Source organism: Deinococcus humi (assembly GCF_014201875.1).
Lineage (GTDB): Bacteria > Deinococcota > Deinococci > Deinococcales > Deinococcaceae > Deinococcus > Deinococcus humi.
In genome coordinates, this window is the sequence record NZ_JACHFL010000001.1 from 70,988 (window position 1) to 90,873 (window position 19,886).

The window sequence follows — 19,886 nt, forward strand, 5'->3', positions numbered from 1 at the left end:
AGAGCATGTCCCCAACAAGCATTGGGGACAGATATCGGCCTCTGAAGGTTGATCTCACACCGCCCAGGCAGAAGGGGAGCATGGTTAAGGGACCTTAACGGGAATCCATTTTCAGGAGGTCCTTTGCATGAGTGACGACAAAAGCGCGGCTGGCAACATGCTCGACGCGGCCAAGGCCAAGATCAATGAGGGGGCAGACCGCGCCCGTGCCGCCGCACACGATCTGCAATCCAAGGTAGGTGGCAGCACCCTGGAGAACATGGGCGACAAGGCCAAAGCGACCGAGGACCGGGCCAAGGCCGAAGTCCACAACGCCGAGGCGAATGCCCATTACAGCGAGGGCAAACGTGAGGCCAAGGACGGCGACGGCCATTAAAGCCTGAAGCCCCGCTTCAGAGTTCAGCCCCTACCCCACGCGGGTGGGGGCTTTTCCGTGAGCAGACATGGGTGGCCTGAACGGCATGAGACCCAGACGACCGGAAAGCATCTCCCCTGCCCCCACACCGTTTATTCTTGCCCCCATGACCACAACTCCCCGGCGGGTGTCGCGCCGAGAACAGCACCGTGTCGGCGGCACGGGCGCGAAAGTCACCGCGCGCAACACGCTGATTGCCTACGCGTTTCTGCTGCCCTTCCTGATTCTGCTGGTGATCTACCACACCTGGCCGGTCATTTTCGGGACGTATCTGGCGTTCACGAAGTACAACATCATCTCGCCTCCACAGTGGGTGGGACTGGCGAATTTCCGGGAGCTGATGGCCGACGAACAGTTCTGGTCAGGGCTGACCAACAGCCTCAAGTACATTCTGATCGTGCCAGTCATTCAGATCGTGGCACTGCTGGTGGCGCTGCTGGTCAATCGACCCATGAAAGGAATCGGCTTTTTTCGCACGGCGTTTTACGTGCCTGTCGTGACCAGTTTCGCCGTGGTGGGACTGATCTGGAACTGGATGTACCAGCAGGAGGGACCAGTGAACGCGGTGCTGGGGTTCCTGGGGCTGCACCGGGGCGGCAGCTTTCTCAACAATCCGGCCACCGCGCTGTACGCCGTGATGTTCGTGACGCTGTGGAAGGGCATCGGCTATTACATGGTGCTGTACCTGGCGGGGCTGCAGAGCATCAGCCCGGAGCTGGAAGAAGCCGCCACCATTGACGGCGCGTCCCGCCCCCAGGTCTTCTGGAACATCACGCTGCCGGGGCTGAGGCCCACCATCCTGGTATGCAGCCTGCTGTCCACCATCAGCGCCATCAAGGTCTTCGAGGAGATCTACGTGATGACCCAGGGCGGCCCCGCCGGAAGCACCTACTCGGCGCTGTTCTACACATACTCACGGGCCTTTCAGGATTTTCAGTACGGGCTGGCCGCCGCCGCCGGGATCATCATCGCCGTCATTTCCATCATTTTCGGGCTGATTAACTTCCGGCTGACGCGTGGGGGGAAAGCCGATGCTTGAGACGCGCCCCGCCCCCGCCCAGCCCGATTCGTTTGCCGCCACCGCTGCCCGGCTGAAAGCCAGACGTCAGCAGCGCCGCCGCCTGACCGATTTGCTGGCCTACGCCGTGCTGATCGTCATCGCACTGATCATGCTGTATCCGTTCTACTGGACCCTGATCACCAGTTTCGAGCCGACGGGCAACATCTACGAGGCCAAGATTCTGCCCAGAGCAGTCGGCATCCGCAACTACGCCGAGATGTGGAAGGGCACCACCGTTCCGTTCTGGCGGCTGATCCTGAACAGCCTGATCATCTGCACGCTGGGCGTTTCTCTGACCGTGACGCTGGCGACGCTGGCCGCCTACCCACTGGCGAAGATGCGTTTTCCGGGCCGTGACCTGATCTTCTACGCGATCCTGGCGCTGATGGTGCTGCCCAACGAGTCCGGGCTGATCGTCAATTACATCACCACCATCAAGCTGGGGCTGCTGCAACAGACCAACCCGGTGATCGACGCCATCCGGCAGTACATGGCGGTGGTGCTGCCCGGTCTGGCGAGCATCGTGGGGCTGTTTCTGCTGCGGCAGGCGTACCTGGGCATTCCGCTGGAGCTGATCGAGGCCGCCCGCATCGACGGCGCCTCCGAGCTAACCATCTGGCGGCGCATCATGTTGCCGCTGGCGACCCCCACCATTGCCGCCTTCGCCATTCTGGAATTCGTGGCGTACTGGAACTCGTTCCTGTGGGCTCGGATCATGCTGCCCGACAAGAACCTGCTGCCGCTGTCGGCGGGCCTGCTGGAACTCAGCGGGACCTTCTCCACCAACAGCCGAGCGGTCATGGCGGGAGCGGTCATCACGATCATTCCCATCCTGATCGTGTTTGCCTTCGGACAGAAGTACTTCCTGAAGGGCCTGGAGGGGGCGGTGAAAGGATGAGGATAGGACTAAACTGGCATGTCACAATTCGGGGATGAAGCTAGTTCTGATGGGTGTAGCGGTGACCGCCCTGCTTGGCGCGTGCGGGCAGGTTCAACAGCGCATGGACCTGATGGATGTCAGAACGGTTGAGTTTCCGGCCAGCGTCGCCGCCGACGCTCCGATAGACATCGTTGTAGAACTCGGCTGGGGCTGTACCCCCGACTCACCTTTTGGCCAATTCACAGCCACCCGCACGGCCAAAGAATTGAAGTTGCAGGCGTTTACTAGGACCTATACAAAACCCGCGACCAACCCCCCGCCCTGCCCGCCCGTTTATTTCTACGGGAAACGCACCTACACGGACCCCGGCACCCCCGCCCGCAGTGACCCTTTTGAAGTCATCGTGAACGGCAAATCCTACGGAACCGTCCGCATTCAATGACCCTTTCCTACCAGACTCTCTCCCAGACCTGGGATGTGATCGTCGCTGGGGGCGGCACTGCTGGCGCCATCGCCGGAATTGCCGCCGCCAGGGCCGGAGCACGGGTGCTGGTGGTGGAGGCCCAGGGCAGCCTGGGCGGCACCGGCACCAACGCTTGGGTCACGCCGCTGATGCGAAACGTCTCGGCCGGCGAGAACCTGAACCGAGGCCTAACCGACGACTTGAAAGCCCGCCTGCTGGCACGCGGCGACGGCGCCATTGACCCTGGCGGCAACGACAACTGGTTCAATCCCGAAGGCATGAAATTCGTGCTGGAGGGGATGTTGCTGGTGGCGGGCGGCGAGGTGCTGTACCACACGCACATCGTTCAACCACTGATGGCTGAAGGCGGGGAATTCCGACAAATCACTTCTCTCGTCATTCACAACAAGGGCGGCCTGCAGGCGCTGAATGCCGCCGTCTTCATCGACGCCACCGGGGACGCCGACCTGGCCATCCGCGCGGGCGTCCCCTTTCACGCGGGCGATGAGGACGGCGTGCATCAGGCCATGAGCCTGCGCTTCACGCTGGCGGGGGTGGACACGGCGCGGCTGTGCGCCTTCCTGAACAGCAACGGGCAGGGGCAGACCGGTGAGCACTTCATGCATTTCTGGATGGTCTGGGGCAAAAACAGCACGCTGGAGCCGCTGTTCCGGCAGGCGGTGACGGACGGCGTGCTGCTGGAACGTGACGGCGACTACTTCCAGGGTTTCAGCATTCCGGGCAGGCCGGGCGAGATCAGTTTCAACTGCCCGCGGATCCGCGCTGATCTCCATGACGGAGCCGATCCCTGGCAACTCAGCGCGGCGCAGACCGACGGGCGGGAGGCGATTGACCGCCTAACCGCCTTTTGCCGTGCTTCCCTGCCCGGTTGCGAGACCGCCTTTGTTGGCGTGGTGGCCCCGATGGTGGGCGTGCGCGAGTCGCGGCGCATCGTGGGCGAGTACACGCTGACGCTGGAGGACATTCTGGACTGTGCCCGCTTTCCAGATTCGATCTGCCGCAACCACTACCCGGTGGACATTCACAGTGTCCGGGGCAGCACGAAGCTGCTGCACGAGCGCGACGGCACCGCGCCGTATTTTGCGAAGGACGCCTACCACGAGCTGCCGTACCGCGCCATCGTCCCCGTCGGGGTCTCCAATCTTCTGGTGCCGGGGCGGGCGGCGAGCAGTACCTTTGAAGCCCAGTCGGCCATCCGCGTGCAGCAAAACTGCCACAGCATGGGTGAGGCTGCCGGAATCGCCGCTGCCTGGGCCGCACGCGACCACGACGGACAAGTGCGCGGCATCGATACGAACGCGCTTCAGACGGAACTGAGGAGGCTGGGAGGAAACATCTGAGCGGCGCCAGGATGGACTGACGCTCATGGATCAAGAGCAGATGCGTCGGTGGACCAGCGCTGGAGTGCCAGAACATCCCAACAACTGGACACGGCGGACACGGACACTGCTGCCCTGTTCCGGTGGCCCCGTGAAGACCCAGGAGTGACGCCAAACGTTATCCAGAGGGGCATGCCGGCGCGAATTTCCGTTCAAGCACGCTACGCCGCAAAGCTGATGCCGCACCTCAAGGCGGCTCTCTACACTTCGTCCATGAGTCGAGCTGAAACCCTGAAGTCCGAGCGTGCCTACCGCATTGAACCCGAAGCCCGGTACACACCGCAGATCGGTGCACTGGCCGAGATGATGAACTACGCCCGCCTGACCACACTGCAGGCGGTGGAGGGCCTGACCACGGAGCAACTCGACGCCGTGCCGGAGGGCTTTTCCAACTCTATCGGGATGCTGCTGTCACATATCGCCGCCGTGGACTGGGTCTACCAGATGATGTCGTTCGAGGGCCGCGACATTGGAGAGGGGGACGGGGCGATTCTGGGAGGGCTCACCCTGGGCAAGGAAGGCACTCCGCCACCTACTGGGCAGAGCCTCGAAACCCTGCTGAACGAGCTGGCAGCCTCCCGCACCCTCACGCTGGAGACCTTTGCGGCCAAAGACGACGGGTGGCTGGCCTCCCGCCTGCCCGTCCCGTACGACGATATGAACCAGCACTGGGCCTGGTTTCATGTCATGGAGGACGAGTTCAGTCACCGGGGCCAGATCAGGCTTCTGCGCAAGCATGTCGCGCCGGGCAGGAAAACATGAGCCCAGGATTTTTGCTCATCCGACACGCCAGAGCGGCGGGTCAGGCTCCCGACGCGCCACTCACTGAAGAAGGCCAGAGGGCCGCGCAAAACTTGATCGTCCAACTTGGGCACCGCAACATCACCCGCATCGTCAGCAGTCCGTGGGTGCGGGCGGTGGACACGGCGCGGCCTCTGGCAGAGGCGCTGGGCCTGAGCCTCGAAACCGACGGGCGGCTGACCGAACGGGTCTTGAGCGGGCAGGATCTTCCCCATTGGCAGACCGCTTTGAAAGCGAGCTTTGCCGTTCCTGCCCTGAAACTGCCCGGCGGTGAATCCGGCAAGGCCGCCAGGTCACGTGGACTGGCCGCCCTGCATGATGCCCAGCAACGGGACGGCCTGAGCGCCGTCTTCACCCACGGCAACCTGCTGGCGCTGCTACTGGGTCTGGATTACGAAGGCTGGGCGGGATTAAGAAACCCGGATGTGTGGCAGTTCAGCCTGGACGGACAGGCTTCGCGTATACCCTTGGAATGACCCGCCCCTTCCATCCCGCCGATCCGCCCGCCGCGCCCATGGCCAATGGCCTGCCCTACCGCACCGAACGCCACCTGCTGGCCGGAGTTCCCGCGCTGCTGGAGCTGCCCCCGGAAGGTCAGGACGTGCTCGCGGTGTGCCTCGTCTACCATGGGGCCTGGGCCGCCAAGGAAGGCAAGCTGGGCGTGTATTCCACGCTGGCCACCCAGGGGACGGCGGTGGTCATTCCCGACGCCCCGCTGCACGGTGAACGGCAGGCCGACACCCCCACTGGCCTGAATGCCCGTGAATACGTCTGGGACAGTGTCTGCCGCTCGGTGGCAGAGGCCGGGGCCCTGCTGGACGCGCTGGCAGAGCTGTACGGCCCGCTGCCCGCCGTCGTCGTCGGCTCCAGCATGGGCGGCTACGTGGCCCTCACGCTGGCCCGCCAGGAGCGGCGCGTCAAACGGGCGGCGGCGCTGATCACCTCCGGCGTGTGGGACGAGCCGGAAGTCAGGAGGCCAGAACTCCAGGCGTTCTTGAATGAACATCGCCCTGTGACCCACGCCGACGATTTTCCCCCCACGCCACTGCTGCTGGCGAGCGGTGACAGCGATCCCACCTTTCCGCTGGACGCGCACCACGTGCCGACGGCACAGGCCCTGGGTGCGGCGTATGAACGGGCGGGGCAGGCCGATCTCTTCCAGCAACAGCTCTTCGCCGGCGTGGGCCATTACACCAGCGGGCGCATGCGGGACGCGGCGGTCGCATTCCTGACCCGGACAGGTGTGCCGTAGCATGGGCACCATGCCACTGCACACAACGTTCGACGGCCTGAAACTGGCCCTCCTGCTGACGGCGCTGGGCCTGGGCGGGGCGGCAGCACAGGTGGGCCAGCCCCTGGCGCCGTTCCTGAAGAGCCCGCAACTGGCCGCTGCCAAACAGGGGGCCGGGGGCCTGTTGACCTTCGCTGACGGCTCCAGCGCCGTCCTCCAGAGCCAGGGCGGCTATCTGACGGGCGCGAAGATTAGCGTGGCGAACCCGGACTCACAGAAAGCAGCGGTGCGGGCCGCCGAGCTGACTGGCCTGCTGAGCGGTTTCGGGGCCGGTCTGGCCGAGCCCATGCTGGGGTTTCTTACCCGCGACGATGTGGTCAAGGAGCTTTCGACCGGTCTGACCGTCGGCGCGGAGCCCTTCGCCATCACAGTCAAAACGGACGCCCGGCTCCTCACGGTGGACCTGAAACTGGAGCGCGTACCGGACGGGACCTTCGCACCCACCACCAACGCCCTGCCCGCCCGCACAGCTGGAGAGGCCAATGTCGTGCTGCGCGTGTACAGCGACTTTCAGTGCCCGTACTGCCACCAGTTCGAGAGCGAGGCGCTGCCCGCCTTGCTGCGCGCGCTGCCGGATGACGTTCGCATCGAATTCCACCAGTTTCCGCTGGAGAGCATCCACCCGCTGGCCCGCCCCGCTGCCGAGGCCAGCGAATGCGCCGCCCAGCAGGGCAAGTTCTGGGCCTACAAGGACGCGCTGTTTCGTGATCGTTCGTGGCTGGCAGGCAGTGCAAACCAGGTGTTCACCGCCCTGGCCGCCGACACGGGGCTGAAAGCCGAAGCCTTCAAGACGTGTCTGGCGATGCGCGGTGGTCGGGCGGCGGTGGACGCCGGACTGGCAGAGGCCGAACGCCTGGGCCTGGATGGTACGCCCAGCGTGTTTGTCGGCCCCTATAAGGCAGCGGACCCCTACGACGCGGCAGCTCTGCTCGACCTGATCAGCTTTACCCGCGCGGTGGAGGGCCGCCGGCCTTGACCCGGCCCCTCTACCATCAGGATCCGGCGTCGCTGTCGTTCTCGGCCACCGTTCAGGCTGCAGGTGGCTCAGAACTCGCGCTGGACGCTACCGCCTTCTACCCGGCGGGCGGCGGGCAGAGCGCCGATCACGGCGTCCTGCGCTGGCTGGACGGAGAGGCCCGCGTCACCGACACCCGTAAGGACAAGGCGACAGGGTTGATCTGGCACACCCTGGACGGTTCCCCTCCCAGCGTCGGCACGCAGGTGACCGGTGGGGTGGACGCGGCGAGGCGCTGGCGGCACATGGCGCGGCACAGCGGCGAGCATCTGCTGGCCCAGGCGTTCGTGCGGATCAACCCCGCCTTTGCCGTGGACGCGGTCAACATGACCCATCCCGAATGCACGCTGGATCTGCGCGGCGATCCCACCGAAGCCGACGTGCGCGCCGCCGAGACGCTGCTGCGCGAGACGCTGGCCCGCCAGCACCTGACCCTGGACACGCCCACCGTATCCGAGGAACAGTTGACCCATTACCCCCTGCGGCGCGAAACGAAGGTGCGCGGGCAGGTCCGGCTGGTGATTTTCCGGGACGGGGATGGCCAGCCCTTCGACGTCAGCGCCTGCGGCGGCACGCACGTTCCGCAGGCCAGTCTGGCGGCGCCGGTGGTGGTGCTGCGCACCGAGCGCATCCGGGGCGGGGTGACCCGTGTGGTCTTCATGGCGGGCGAGGAGGCCAGCGAATACCTGGGCGGCGTCTACCGCGAAGCCCGCGCACTGGCCCAAACCTTCAGCGTGCCGGTGGAGCGGCTGGCCGAGCGGGTGGAGGCGCTGCGGAGTGACCTCGCCGAGTCGAAGGCAGGGACGCTGGACCTGCGCGAGCGGCTGGCCCATGCCCTGACGAACGCCACGCCGCCCGATGCCTGGGGTCTGCGAATGCTGGAACTTCATGACCCGGCCCTGCTGCTGCCTGTCCTGACCGATCTCTCTGCCGGAGAGGTGCGGGTGGCCCTGGCGGAGGGCGGACGCTGCGGCGTCGCCAGCGCACGGCAGGACATTCACGCGGGCGAGGTGTTGCGGGCGGCGCTGGCCGTGACCGGGGGCAAGGGGGGCGGACGGTCCGATCTGGCGCAGGGCAACACGCTGAAGCCGGACGAGTTCCTGGCAGCCGTGCGCGCCGCCTTGGCCCCCTCGCCCTCCTCCTGATCGCCCGGCCCTGCTAACCTGTGTCCCCATGAGTATTCACCTGAACGCCGAACCCGGTCAGATTGCCGAAACCGTCCTGCTGCCCGGCGACCCGCTGCGCGCCCAGCACATCGCGCAGACCTTTTTCGAGAATCCCGTCCAGCACAATAACGTGCGCGGCATGCTGGGCTTTACCGGCACCTACAAGGGCCAGCGCGTCAGCGTGCAGGGCACCGGCATGGGCATCGCCAGCTCGATGATCTACGTCAGCGAATTGATCACCGACTACGGCTGCAAGAATCTGGTGCGTGTCGGCACGGCGGGCAGCTACCAGGAGGACGTGCATGTGCGCGACATCGTGCTGGCCCAGGCCGCCAGCACCGACAGCAACATCAACCGCATCCGTTTCGGCGAGAAGACCTTTGCGCCCATCGCAGATTTCGGGCTGCTGATGCGCGCCTACCAGATCGCCCAGGCGCGCGGCTTCACCACCCATGTCGGCAACATCATGAGCAGCGACACCTTCTACCACGACAATTTTGACCAGTACAAGATCTGGGCTGACTACGGCATTCTGGCCGTGGAGATGGAAGCCGCCGGACTGTACACCCTGGCCGCCAAACACGGCGTGAAGGCGCTGACCATCCTGACCATCAGCGATCATCTGATTACGCACGAGGTGACCACCTCCGAGGAGCGGCAGCAGACCTTCGATCAGATGATCGAGGTGGCGCTGGATGCGGCGCTGGGCCTGGAATAGGTTCCGGGAGTCACAAGAGAACGGGGCCACCGCTTGAGGCGGTGGCCCCGTTCTCTTGCAGCAAGCTCAGTACAGGTCATCGGCCCCGAAGGTCGTGCTGTTCAGGATGCTGTAGCCCAGGGCCGTCGCCGCGTCATTGCGGCTGCCCAGCGTGGTCATGACCGCGCGGCCCAGCGCCTCGTAGCGGTCCACCAGCGCCTTCCATTCCTGCGGTTTGTACAGGCTGGACTGTTCGTCAGGGGCTGGTTTGTAAGCGCGCAGGGTGGCGACGAACGTGAGGTGATCGGCGGTGGCCTGCGCGATCTTCTGACCGTAAAGTTGCCCGGTCCGGGCCCCCAGCGAACTGCGGGCGAGGGCCGACAGACCCTGCAACTGCCCTTCAAGTTCAGGATACATACGCGGAACAGCGTGGCTGTACAGCGTGCCGCCGCCCGCGCGGATGCCTGCCAGCTGGCCCTCCAGCGCCCGCATTTCGCGGTATTGCTGGCGCAGACCGTCAATCCGGGCGCTGAGTTTGGGGAAGGCCGTCAGCTCTTTTCTCAACCGGGCCGCGCGGCACTCGGCCCAGTTGAACGAAGCATTGTCCTGATCGGCCTCACTCCACTGGCCGATGGTCAGGGTGGCATACCCCCCGTCGTCCACCAGATTCGCCAGGGCGCAGTTCGGCGCGGTCTGAGCGTGGGCGGCGAGGCTCAGGGTCAGCAGGGCGGGCAGCAACCAGCGGGCAGGGGTCATGGCCCAGCTTAGCCGACAGACGAATCGGCGCGTCTACGCAGGCGGGCAATAAAGAAGCCGTCAATACCCCCCTCTGGCACGGTCAGGAGACCATTTCCGGCGGGAAGATGCGGTACCTCTACCTCCGGCACCTCCTCGGCGACAAAGTCGGGGTGCGCGGCAAGGAATCCGGCCACCACCTCCGGTCCTTCCTGCGGCGTGACCGAGCAGACCGAGTAGACCAGCGTCCCGCCTGGGGCCACCAGCGCGGCGGCATTGGGCAGCATCCGCGCCTGTAAGGCCGCCGCCGCCGTCACCGCGTTCTGGGTCAGGCGCAGCTTGATCTCGGGATGACTGCGCAGGGTGCCGCTGCCCGTGCACGGGGCGTCCAGCAGGACATGGGCGGCGGGCGGCAGGTCCAGTGGCGTGGTCAGGTCATGGGTCAGGAATTCGGCCTGCAGCCCCAGGCGACTCAGATTGGCGCGGGCCTGCTCGTGTTTGTGGGGCAGCAGGTCCACACTGGTCACCTGCGCTCCGCGCGCGGCCAGCATGGCGGCCTTGATTCCCGCGCCGCCCGCCAGATCCAGGACACGCTCGCCCTCCACCTCGCCCAGCGCGTCCACGCAGGCCAGGCTCGCCGGGTTGATGGGCTGGGCCCAGCCGCGCCCGAAGGCCTCGGTTTCTCGCAGGGGGCGGGACAGTTCCACCCGGTCCGTGCCCTGCGGACCAGGCGTGAGCCGGCTGCCCTCGGCCTCCAGGGACTTCAGGCCCGCGTCGGACACGCTCAGCCACAGCGGTTGTGGGGTGAGCAGATCGGCGAACACCGTCTCGGCAGCCGCGCCGTACACCGAACGATAGGTATCGGCCAGCCAGCCGGGCAGTTCGGTGCGTGTCAGCTGCGACGGCGCGGGGGCCTCGATGCGGCGCAGCACGGCATTGACCAGCGCCGGCGGGGCCAGCCGTGCACCGCGCGCCAGATTGACGTACTCGCTGACCACTGCGTGCGGCGGCGTGTCCAGGTACAGCTTTTCAAAGGCCCCGGCCAGCAGAAGCGTCCGGATCTTGGGGTGGGTGTCCCCGGTCAGCATGGGGGTCAGGGCCGTGTCCAGGCTGGGGAAGTGGCGCAGCGTGCCGTACACGATATGCGTTGCCAGCCCCGAGTCACGGCCTGGCAGGTGGGCCTGCTGCAGGGCGGCGTCCAGCGCGGGGGCGGCAAAAGTCTCGCCCGCCAGCACACGCAGCAGCACCCGCACGGCCAGTTCGCGGGCAGGGTTGAAGGATTCGGGTCTGGGCCGGGGCGTAAAGGTCATCCAGGGCCAGCATACGGGCTACGGCGGGGAGCAATGCCGGACGGGGGCGCAGGGCCCCAGCAGGCAGCGACCAACAGAACAGCCCTCCCGTCTTCACTTGGGCGGGAGGGCCAGAACTTTACGGGCGGGTTGTCGATGCTCCCGCTTCTGGAAGGCCCCGCCCGAAAGTGATCCCAGTGTGGACCCCTGCCGGAGACAGCACATCAGCCGAAAGTCGCAGGCCAGCTAGGTCGAATGGCCGATCCACAGGCGCCATCCCCGGCCTTCCAGGCAGAGAGAGCGCCTGCACAGGGGCGCCGCCATCCCCCGATCAACGGCTATACTGTCCGCAACGTGTTCCGACGCCCCCGCACCCCACAGCCGCCCCCGCTCGCGTCCGCCGAGGCGCGCGCTCCGTCGTCCAGCGCTCCTGCCGGTGATATGGAGGCCGTGCGCGTCCTGAATGAACTGCTGGCACGGCCCACGCATGAGGGCGTGCTGGAAGGCGCGCTGAGCTACGCCAGCTTTCTGCTGGGCGGCAACCTGCGTGGCTACGCCCTGACGCACCGCGCGCAGGGCCAGGACCGGGCGGCACCGGACCGGGTGGCGGCCGTGTTCGGGTATCCCAAGGCGCTGGTCGGAACACCACTGTCGGGTCCCTGGGCGTCGCTGCGCACGCGCGTGCTCAGCGACGGGTCACGCGAGTTGTACGAGGCCAATCCGCCAGAGCTGCACGGCGTGCTGGACACCTGCGGAATGCGCGACGTGGCGCTGTCGCTGGTGGTGCCCATCAATGACCGGGGGCGCAACATGGGGGCGCTGGTGCTGGACCGCAACTCTTCCGAGGACATCGGCCATGCCGCCCAGGAGCTGGTGACCCGCTGGGCCACGGCGGTTGCGCCGCTGCTGGGGCTGCTGGAGAGCCGCGAGAACTGGCGACTGGCCGCACGGCAGGTCAGCAGCGCGGTGGTGGAGGCTTTTGAGAGTCAGGAATTCGACGCGCTGGGTCACGGCCAGGCCGTCGCCGAGGCCAGTGTGAAGCTCGGCCGCGCGGTGGGGCTGGCGGAGCGCGAACTGGACGAGTTGTGGTTCGCGGCCACACTGCACGATCTGGGCAAGATCCACGGGGAGAAGGGACACGCCCAGGTCGGCGCGAACTTCCTGCACGGCGTGCCGCATCTGGCCCAGGCGCAGAAGGCCATCCGTCACCACCACGAACGCTGGGACGGTCAGGGTGAACCCGACAAGCTGGTCGGCGAGGACATTCCACTGTACGCGCGGATTCTGGCCGTCGCCAACGCCTACGTGCGCCTGGGCGACATCGAGCGCCTGCGTGGTCAGGCCGGCAAGGGGCTGGACGCCCGTCTGGTCGGCCTCATGGAAAAGGTCAGCGCCGAGCCACCTGCAAAATGAACTGCGTGTCCGGGACCAGTGTGCTCGCGGCTGGACGGCCCGGGTGAGGTGGACGTGACCCTGCGCCCCACCTCACCCGGCACAGCGCGGCCCCAGCACTTCCCGGAACTGGAAGCCCGTTACGGCCCCCTGACCCCGATGGATTCGGGCATGCAGAGCCGCGTGTACCTCACCCCCGACGGCGCAGCGGTGGTCAAGGTGTACCGCAATCAGAGGGGGCAGCACCGCACTGAGGCGCAGAACATGGTGCGGGCGGGCATGGGTGACTGGCTGCTGGACGTCACCGAGGCCGATGGCGTGGAGGTGCTGGTGATGCGCCGCTTCGCGGGCCATCCCCTGCGCGCCGCCGACGTGCCGCGCGCCCTGCCACAGCTGGGTCAGATCGTGGCCACGCTCCACACCCAGCAGGAGGGCCGCGTCAATCTGGACACGGTGCGCGAGCGGCTGACCCGCTTTCGCCGCGCCCTGGCCGCCTACCCGTTGGCTGACCTCTTTGACGCCGTGGAAGTGCCCCTGGAAGGCGGCCTGCTGGATCAGCCTGCCGCGTTTTGCCACCTGGACATGTGGCACGACAACATCCTGATCTCCAATCCGCCCGGCGCGCAGGAGACAGGTCAGGAGGCTGCGGACCAGAACGGGGCGGGTCAGGACACGGTGCTGCTGATCGACTGGACACGCGCTGACTGGGACGATCCTCTGCGCGATCTGGCGCTGCTCAAGACCGGCACGCTGGACCTGCTGGGGGCCGAACGCAGCCTGGAGGCGGCCCTGAGCTTTCTGCCGGACCGCGCCCCGTCCACCCTGACCCGTTACCGCGCGTACCTGGCCCTGACCACCCTGCATGACCTGTACTGGTTCTTGATGAACGAGCCCTATGAATTTGACGCCCAGAAGGAGTTCAAGGTGCCGCGCGCGCGCCACGCGCTGGCGCGGCTGCCGGAAGGGAGCTGAGCCCACGGGCGCGCTTACCGCCCCCACAGTTCACCGCGAAGCCCATCACCGAACCCCAGCCGCGCCTCTGCTAGCCTGCGGCCCAGCGGTTTGATGGGGGGTGAAGCAAAGTGGCAACAGTGGCAGAATTGCGTGAACGGCTGAGGCGGCCCCTGGCCGCCGAGCTGGCGGGTGGGTGCCAGAACCGCGTGGTGGCGGGCGGTGTGGACAAACTGCTGGCCTCGCCCCTGGGCAATCCCTTTCCCAAGGTGCGCGAGGTGCTGGGCGGCTACGGCGAACTGGGCGTGGCCGAGCGAGAGGCGGCGTTAAAAACGGCGCTGGCGGCGCTCTCGGACGAGGAGAAGAGCAAGCCCGCACGCACCCCACGCCCCGCCGCCCGTCAGGCCGTTCCCACCGCCGCGCCCGGCGAACGCCTGCCCATCGATGCCCCGCTCTCGAGGCTGGACACCGGCCCTGGCGGCGCACGCAAACTGCAGACGCTGGGCCTTCATACCCTCAGAGACGTGCTGCACGCCTACCCGCACCGCCATGAGGACCGCCGCGCCCTGCCCGATCTCTCAGCGGTGGAGGAGGGTCAGAAGGTCACGGTGGAGGGCCGCGTCGTCGCCAAGTCGCGCCGCAGCCCACGTCCCGGCATGCTGGTCATTGACGTGACACTGGAAACGCCCTCGGGTGGGCGGGTCAAGGCAACGTGGTTCAACCAGCCCTGGGTGGAAAAGCAGCTGCGCGAGGGCGCGGCGCTGGTGCTGACCGGACGCGTCAAGAAATTCGGACGCAGCGTGCAACTGGGCGTGGAACACCTCGAAACGCTGGACAACGCCCAGGACAGCCTCAGCACCGGACGCATCGTGGGGGTGTACGACTCTCGTGAAGGCATCTCGCAGGAATTCCTGCGCCGCGCCGCCTTCCGGGCGCTGGGGGCCGCGCCGCTAGACGACTACCTGCCGGTCCACTGGCGCAAGAAGTATGGGATCACCGATCTGGCCGACGCACTGTGGGGGCTGCATTTTCCGAGTGACGAGGCACACCTGAGCCGGGCCACCGCCCGGTTGCGCTTCGACGAGTATCTGTTTCTGGAACTGCGGATGCTGCTCCAGGGCGAGGACTCGGTGTTGCAGGGCAAACGCTTCCAGGCCACGGGCGACGACATCAACCGCTTCGAGGCCGCCCTGCCCTTCCGTTTCACCAACGCCCAGCGCCGGGTGCTGCTGGAAATCACCGACGATATGCGCGGCGATCAGCAGATGGCCCGGCTGGTGCAGGGCGACGTGGGCAGTGGCAAGACGGCGGTGGCGGCCTGCGCGCTGTACCTGGCAGTGCGCGACGGCTACCAGGGCGCACTGATGGCCCCCACCGAGATTCTGGCGCGGCAGCACTACGCCAACCTGCGCGGCTACCTGGCCCAGCTGGACGTGCGCGTGGGCCTATTGATCGGCGCGATGACCCCCAAGGACAAGCTGGAGATGCAGACCCGCATCGCCCAGGGCGAGGTGGACGTGGTGGTGGGCACCCAGGCGCTGATTCAGGAGAACGTGCGCTTCGACAACCTGGGGCTGGCGGTGGTGGACGAGGAACACCGCTTCGGCGTGCAGCAGCGGCGCAGACTGCTCGCCAGCCGCCCGGACGTGCTGGTGATGTCGGCCACCCCCATCCCACGCAGCCTGGCGCTGACCGCATACGGTGACCTGGAGCTGAGCATCATCGACGAGCTGCCGCCCGGACGCACCCCGATTGAAACCAAGCTGCTGCAGGACACCCACCGCACCCAGGCCTACGGCTTCGTGATGAAGCAGATCAGGGAAGGGCAGCAGGCCTTCGTCGTCACGGCGCTGATCGAGGAAAGCGACACGCTGGAACTGCTGGCCGCCACGCAGCTGGCCGATGATCTCAAGACCATCCTCCCCGAGGCGCGGATTGACCTGTTGCACGGGCGCATGAGCGCCGCCGAGAAGGACCACGTCATGGACCGCTTCCGCGCCCACGAGTTCGACATTCTCGTGTCGACGACCGTCATCGAGGTGGGCGTGGACGTACCCAATGCCACCGTCATGGTGATTGAGAATGCCGAGCGCTTCGGGCTGGCGCAGTTGCATCAGTTGCGGGGGCGGGTGGGCCGTGGCAGTCAGCAGAGCTACTGCGTGCTGATCGCCGGGGAACACAGCCAGAAGACCCGCAAACGCCTGCGGATCATCGAGGGCAGCACCGACGGCTTCGTGATCGCCGAGGCGGACCTGAAACTGCGCGGCCCCGGTGAGCTGCGCGGCACCCGCCAGAGCGGCATTCCGGACCTGCGGCTGGCCGATCTCGCCAACGACACCGAGGTGATCGAGCGGGCACGCGAACTCGCCAAGCACATCCTGGCGCACGATCCCCGGCTGGAGCATCCCCGTCTGCAATATCTGCGGAGCGAGTTGCAGAACCGCAGCGAGAGCGTGGCCTACCGCGAGGTGATCTGAGGCCAAATCCGCAACAGAGCGAGGGCCCTAATACACCGATGCATAAGGTTTGGTGGCCTCACCCTCCACAGCGCTGCCCCCACTGCACAGGCCAAGAAGAGACCAAGAGCTTCTCATCCGGCGGTGACAACCCTGTGACACCCCATGGCCTACTCTACTGTCACAGCGCACAACTTAAAGGTGGACCGGGTGAAGTCCACAGCGCAGAGGGACCAGGTCGAAAAAGGATCGGGTCCTTTCTTTTTGATCTCGGAGAACCGCCCTTCCGTCTGGCGTGCCCAAACGCTGTGTTACCGACACCCTGCCCGTATGCTGGACCGATGGCAACTTCTGGTGACAGACAGAGCATGAAAGGCAGGTCCGTGCTGGTCACGGGCGCGACGGGTGGCATCGGGCTGGAGACGGCGCGGGAACTGGTACGCCGGGGGGCTGACGTGACAGTGCTGGGCCGCAATCCTGACAAGACAGCGCGTGTGGCGCGGGAGGTCGGGGCCGCCGGAACGCTAATCGCGGACCTCGGGGAGATGGCGCAGGTGCGGCGGGTGGCGGCCGAATTCCGGGACCGGGTGGGCCGTCTGGACGTGCTGGTCAACAACGCGGGGGCCTTTTACACCGAGCGCCAGGAGACCCGCGAGGGCACCGAGCTGACCTGGGCGCTCAACCACCTCGCCCCATTCCTATTCACCCGTGAGTTGCTGCCGCTGCTGCGCGCAGGGAACGCTCCCCGGGTGGTCACAGTGTCTTCCGGCGCACATGTGATGGGCCGCATCCGTTTCGACGATCCCGAGTTCCGGCGCAGCTATAGAGGCTGGGCCGCCTACAGCCAGAGCAAGTTGGCGAACATCCTGTTCACACGTGAGCTGGCCCGGCGCGAGCCATGGTTACAGGCCAACACCCTGCACCCGGGCTTCGTGTCCACTGGCTTCGGACAGGACAATCCAATGTTCTCATGGATCAGCCGTCTGGCCCTGACCCCGGTGGAGGGCGCGCAGACCAGCATCCATCTGGTGGCAGAGCCTATTCTGGTGTCGGGGCGCTACTTCGTGGAGTCACGCGAGACGCTGCCCGCCCCGCAGGCCCTGGACGACGGCGCGGCCCTGCGACTGTGGCGGCTGAGCGAGGACTTCGTAGATGGCGAGGCTCAGCGGCCCCCGGAAGCAGCCCAGAACGGCCAGCAGGCCGCCAGCTGACCCGGGCAGCAGAAATGGCGAGAATCTGGCATCCTCGCCCTGCCGCTTTGTCTTTCTTCGCCTAGACCTCGCGGATGTACCCGGTCTTCAGGAAACTGTGGACCATCGGCTCCAGATCGTGTAACGCGGCGTCCGAGCGCATGGCGTATTCGGCGGGCGTCAGCTTCTCGCCCAGCGCCCGCAGGAAGGCGATCCCCGGCGCACCGTACTCGCCCTTGAACACCTGATAGACGTCGGTAATGGCATTCATGCCGTCGCGGCCCCGCAGCGTCAGGTTGTAATGGTGGTGCGCCCAGCCGGCCAGGCTGCGTGGCAGGATCAGCGTCTGTGGGCGCAATGGGGCCGGGAAGGCACCCTCGTAGGGCAGGGTGGCGGGCAGCGTCGCCACGATTTCGCCGCGCGAGTAGAAGATCGCGCCAGTGGGCCGGGCGTGCAGACCGGTGAAGTCCTCGGTGAGATTGAACTTCCAGGCCCGCGAGCCGATGCCGCTCAGGACATGGGCATACGCCGCGCTCAGCGGGTGGGCACTGAGTGACGCACCCTGTTCGTACAGGTTGAGCAGTTCGCCCAGTGCCTGCTCCCCGGTGGCGCTCGCGGCGGCGGCGGTCACGGTACGGCCCTCGAACAGCAGCACGTAGGCAGTCTGATCGCCCAGCACCGCGTACAGGTAGCCGTACCAGGAATGCTCGTGCAGAAACTTGAGGAAAGCGTGTAGATCGCAAAAGCTCTCGTTCAGCCCGGCATAGGTGGGGGGCGAGTGCGGCAGGAAACGCGCCAGGAACGGCGACGCACCGGGGAACATGGGGGTCAGCTCCGGGATCAGCTCTGCAAGCTCCTCGGTGGGCGCACCCGGGGACTGGGCAGAAGTGGGCTGTGCGGCAGTGGACTGGGCAGACCCAGGCTTCGCCTCGGGAGTCTGGGCCGCGGGCACGTCCTGCGCCGGAGTTTCCGGTGATGCGGCAGGGCGAGGGGACATAGCCTGAGCGGAAGGGGTCACCCGGATCGTCGGGCCGGTGGAAGCCTCCGAACCGGCTGCCGGGGAAGACGCGCTCTGGGATGCAGTTGGAGTCGTCCTTGCCGGCGTCTGCGCTGACTGCCCTGGAACGGACTGGCCAGATGCCGGAGCGGAACGTGGAGGCAGGCCTGGCGTCGGTGTGTTCCTGGCGGTCAAGGGCTGGGGCTGCGTGGGCTCCGGGCGCGCCTGGTTAGCGCTTTGCTGTTCAGGATCTTGCGGGTTCTGAGGCAGATTGGAATCGTCGGTCACGGATGGTTCACCAGTTCCTTCAGGGCTTTGGGACGCTGAGGTGCGCTTGCTTCGGTGTAAGGGACATTTTCGGCAACTGGACCGTCTTAATGGTCGAAGGTTGGATTTTTTTCAATGTCTGTGGTGCGGGGTTCTATAGTGTTGGGCTCAATCACCCGAAGGTGTTCATTGTAACGGGCCGCGTTCTGAACGTAACGGGCGGCTTGTTCTCGGCCGCCGACGGGCCGCACGATGCGGGCCGGAACGCCCAGTGCCAGCATACCGTCCGGGACGTGTACGCCCTCGGCCAGCAGCGCGCCTGCGCCAAGCACGGCTCCCGCGCCCAGACTGGAGCCGCTGAGCATCACCGCGCCCATGCCCACCAGACTGCCCGGGCCACAGATTGCGCCGTGAACGACGGCCCGGTGGCCCACTGTGACACCCTCCGCCAGCACACACGGGTGCCCCGCGTCGGTATGCAATACCGCGCCGTCCTGCACGTTGCTGCCCGGCCCCACGGTAATGGCCTCGATGTCGCCGCGCAGCACTGCGCCAAACCACACGCTGGCCCGCTCGGCAATCCACACCTGCCCGATCAGCTCAGCGCTGGGCGCGACGAAGGCGGTGGCCGCAACCTGAGGCACAAGTCGATCGAGGGCATAGAGCGGCATGTCTTCCTCCAGTGCCGGGAAAGGGCGGGAACGGCAACCAGCGGCAGCACCGCCCAGGCGAATGGGAATGGTCTTGAGGTCAAGCTAGCACGCTGCCGCATATCTGCCGACAGCCGCAACGTCAAGAGCAGGACGCCCTGAGGTGACCCTATTTACACCTAGTCCAAAATCACGGCTGCTCTGCGCCTGTCAGGCCATTTGACTCCAAATAACTGACCGTAAACCTTCACAGTTCTACATCTGAGGGTCAGAACGTGCGATAATGCACCTGTCTCAAGCCCCGCGCCATTGTGCGGTTGCAGCCCAGAGGGCAGCCAACCGGGCGGCGGACTTGGAGATGCAAGGAGAGTTATGGCTCAAGGACGAGTAAAGTGGTTTAACGTTGAGAAAGGCTACGGTTTCATCGAGCACCCGGGCAACCCCGACGTGTTCGTGCACTACAGCGCCATCCAGAGCGGCGGTTTCCGCAAGCTCAACGAGGGCGACGAAGTGGAATTCGAAGTCGAAGCTGGTCAGGGCAACAAAGGCCCCCAGGCCAAGAACGTGGTCGTGACCAATGCTGCGCCTGCCCCCATGGGCGGCAACGGCGGCATGGGCGGCAACCGGGGTGGCGGCAGCCGCTGGTAAACCCCTGATCTCCTGATCAGGACTTCAACTTTTCTTTCTCTTGCGGGCGCTCTCGGGCGTCCGCTTTTCGTGTGTGCCGGACCAGCGCCTCTCGCGCCCCCACAGTAAAGAGCAGGCGCCGTT

General features: G+C 66.2%; 20 protein-coding genes. 16 read left to right on the forward strand and 4 right to left on the reverse strand.

The features are described 5' to 3' along the window. Nucleotides 1-127: 127 nt before the first annotated feature. The 11 genes from HNQ08_RS00355 (at nucleotide 128) to deoD (ending at nucleotide 9,209) form a co-directional block, all read left to right on the forward strand. Entirely contained in the window at nucleotides 128-376 is a 249-nt protein-coding gene (locus tag HNQ08_RS00355; RefSeq protein ID WP_184126948.1) for a hypothetical protein, read from the forward strand. A gap of 145 nt (nucleotides 377-521) precedes the next feature. Then, nucleotides 522-1,454 carry a carbohydrate ABC transporter permease gene (locus tag HNQ08_RS00360; protein ID WP_184126951.1) on the forward strand — a complete coding sequence of 311 codons (933 nt, stop codon included), beginning with the start codon at nucleotides 522-524 and terminating at the stop codon, nucleotides 1,452-1,454. After that, nucleotides 1,447-2,373: a carbohydrate ABC transporter permease gene (locus tag HNQ08_RS00365; RefSeq protein WP_184126953.1), complete on the forward strand. Its 927-nt coding sequence runs from the start codon at nucleotides 1,447-1,449 to the stop codon at nucleotides 2,371-2,373. The genes HNQ08_RS00360 and HNQ08_RS00365 overlap by 8 nt, the downstream gene beginning before the upstream one ends. Nucleotides 2,374-2,407: 34 nt before the next feature. After that, complete coding sequence (locus HNQ08_RS00370) at nucleotides 2,408-2,797, forward strand: hypothetical protein (protein WP_184126955.1); 390 nt, start codon at nucleotides 2,408-2,410, stop codon at nucleotides 2,795-2,797. Continuing rightward, entirely contained in the window at nucleotides 2,794-4,179 is a 1,386-nt protein-coding gene (locus HNQ08_RS00375) for an FAD-dependent oxidoreductase (protein ID WP_184126957.1), read from the forward strand. Before HNQ08_RS00370 ends, HNQ08_RS00375 begins: the two co-directional genes overlap by 4 nt. A 252-nt stretch (nucleotides 4,180-4,431) precedes the next feature. Continuing rightward, on the forward strand, nucleotides 4,432-4,980 hold the full coding sequence (locus tag HNQ08_RS00380; protein WP_184126959.1) for a DinB family protein: 549 nt from the start codon (nucleotides 4,432-4,434) through the stop codon (nucleotides 4,978-4,980). After that, the gene (locus HNQ08_RS00385) at nucleotides 4,977-5,495 is read left to right on the forward strand and encodes a histidine phosphatase family protein (protein ID WP_184126961.1); all 519 of its coding nucleotides are present in this window, start codon (nucleotides 4,977-4,979) and stop codon (nucleotides 5,493-5,495) included. Before HNQ08_RS00380 ends, HNQ08_RS00385 begins: the two co-directional genes overlap by 4 nt. Then, nucleotides 5,492-6,271, forward strand: coding sequence for an alpha/beta hydrolase family protein (locus tag HNQ08_RS00390; RefSeq protein WP_184126964.1), 780 nt, complete (start codon nucleotides 5,492-5,494; stop codon nucleotides 6,269-6,271). Before HNQ08_RS00385 ends, HNQ08_RS00390 begins: the two co-directional genes overlap by 4 nt. Nucleotides 6,272-6,281: 10 nt before the next feature. Next, the gene (locus HNQ08_RS00395; protein WP_184126966.1) at nucleotides 6,282-7,286 is read left to right on the forward strand and encodes a DsbA family protein; all 1,005 of its coding nucleotides are present in this window, start codon (nucleotides 6,282-6,284) and stop codon (nucleotides 7,284-7,286) included. Beyond that, on the forward strand, nucleotides 7,283-8,470 hold the full coding sequence (locus tag HNQ08_RS00400; protein WP_184126968.1) for an alanyl-tRNA editing protein: 1,188 nt from the start codon (nucleotides 7,283-7,285) through the stop codon (nucleotides 8,468-8,470). Before HNQ08_RS00395 ends, HNQ08_RS00400 begins: the two co-directional genes overlap by 4 nt. Nucleotides 8,471-8,498: 28 nt before the next feature. After that, nucleotides 8,499-9,209, forward strand: a complete 711-nt coding sequence (gene deoD, locus HNQ08_RS00405; RefSeq protein WP_184126970.1) for a purine-nucleoside phosphorylase — start codon at nucleotides 8,499-8,501, stop codon at nucleotides 9,207-9,209. A 66-nt stretch (nucleotides 9,210-9,275) separates the two neighbouring features. Here the strand turns inward: deoD and HNQ08_RS00410 are convergent, their stop codons facing one another. Then, entirely contained in the window at nucleotides 9,276-9,944 is a 669-nt protein-coding gene (locus tag HNQ08_RS00410; RefSeq protein WP_184126972.1) for a hypothetical protein, read from the reverse strand. Between the two features lie 8 nt (nucleotides 9,945-9,952). Next, a complete protein-coding gene (locus HNQ08_RS00415; RefSeq protein WP_184126974.1) occupies nucleotides 9,953-11,233 on the reverse strand; it encodes an RsmB/NOP family class I SAM-dependent RNA methyltransferase in 1,281 nt (426 codons plus the stop codon). Nucleotides 11,234-11,566: 333 nt separating this feature from the next. Between HNQ08_RS00415 and HNQ08_RS00420 the strand changes: the two genes are divergently transcribed. From HNQ08_RS00420 to HNQ08_RS00435, 4 genes are all read left to right on the forward strand, one after another. Beyond that, nucleotides 11,567-12,625 carry an HD domain-containing phosphohydrolase gene (locus tag HNQ08_RS00420; protein ID WP_229789520.1) on the forward strand — a complete coding sequence of 353 codons (1,059 nt, stop codon included), beginning with the start codon at nucleotides 11,567-11,569 and terminating at the stop codon, nucleotides 12,623-12,625. A 54-nt stretch (nucleotides 12,626-12,679) separates the two neighbouring features. After that, on the forward strand, nucleotides 12,680-13,576 hold the full coding sequence (locus tag HNQ08_RS00425) for a phosphotransferase (RefSeq protein WP_229789523.1): 897 nt from the start codon (nucleotides 12,680-12,682) through the stop codon (nucleotides 13,574-13,576). A 110-nt stretch (nucleotides 13,577-13,686) separates the two neighbouring features. Then, the gene (gene recG / locus HNQ08_RS00430) at nucleotides 13,687-16,032 is read left to right on the forward strand and encodes an ATP-dependent DNA helicase RecG (protein WP_184126978.1); all 2,346 of its coding nucleotides are present in this window, start codon (nucleotides 13,687-13,689) and stop codon (nucleotides 16,030-16,032) included. A 347-nt stretch (nucleotides 16,033-16,379) separates the two neighbouring features. Further along, nucleotides 16,380-17,222 carry an SDR family oxidoreductase gene (locus HNQ08_RS00435; protein ID WP_184126980.1) on the forward strand — a complete coding sequence of 281 codons (843 nt, stop codon included), beginning with the start codon at nucleotides 16,380-16,382 and terminating at the stop codon, nucleotides 17,220-17,222. A 61-nt stretch (nucleotides 17,223-17,283) separates the two neighbouring features. Here the strand turns inward: HNQ08_RS00435 and HNQ08_RS00440 are convergent, their stop codons facing one another. Together HNQ08_RS00440 and HNQ08_RS00445 are read right to left on the reverse strand one after the other, a co-directional pair. Further along, nucleotides 17,284-18,198, reverse strand: a complete 915-nt coding sequence (locus tag HNQ08_RS00440) for a hypothetical protein (RefSeq protein ID WP_229789525.1) — start codon at nucleotides 18,196-18,198, stop codon at nucleotides 17,284-17,286. A 374-nt stretch (nucleotides 18,199-18,572) separates the two neighbouring features. Further along, nucleotides 18,573-19,136 carry a gamma carbonic anhydrase family protein gene (locus HNQ08_RS00445; protein WP_184126983.1) on the reverse strand — a complete coding sequence of 188 codons (564 nt, stop codon included), beginning with the start codon at nucleotides 19,134-19,136 and terminating at the stop codon, nucleotides 18,573-18,575. Between the two features lie 351 nt (nucleotides 19,137-19,487). On the opposite strand from HNQ08_RS00445, the gene HNQ08_RS00450 reads away from it, so the two are divergent. Continuing rightward, nucleotides 19,488-19,763: a cold-shock protein gene (locus HNQ08_RS00450; RefSeq protein WP_039684733.1), complete on the forward strand. Its 276-nt coding sequence runs from the start codon at nucleotides 19,488-19,490 to the stop codon at nucleotides 19,761-19,763. Nucleotides 19,764-19,886: the final 123 nt, after the last annotated feature.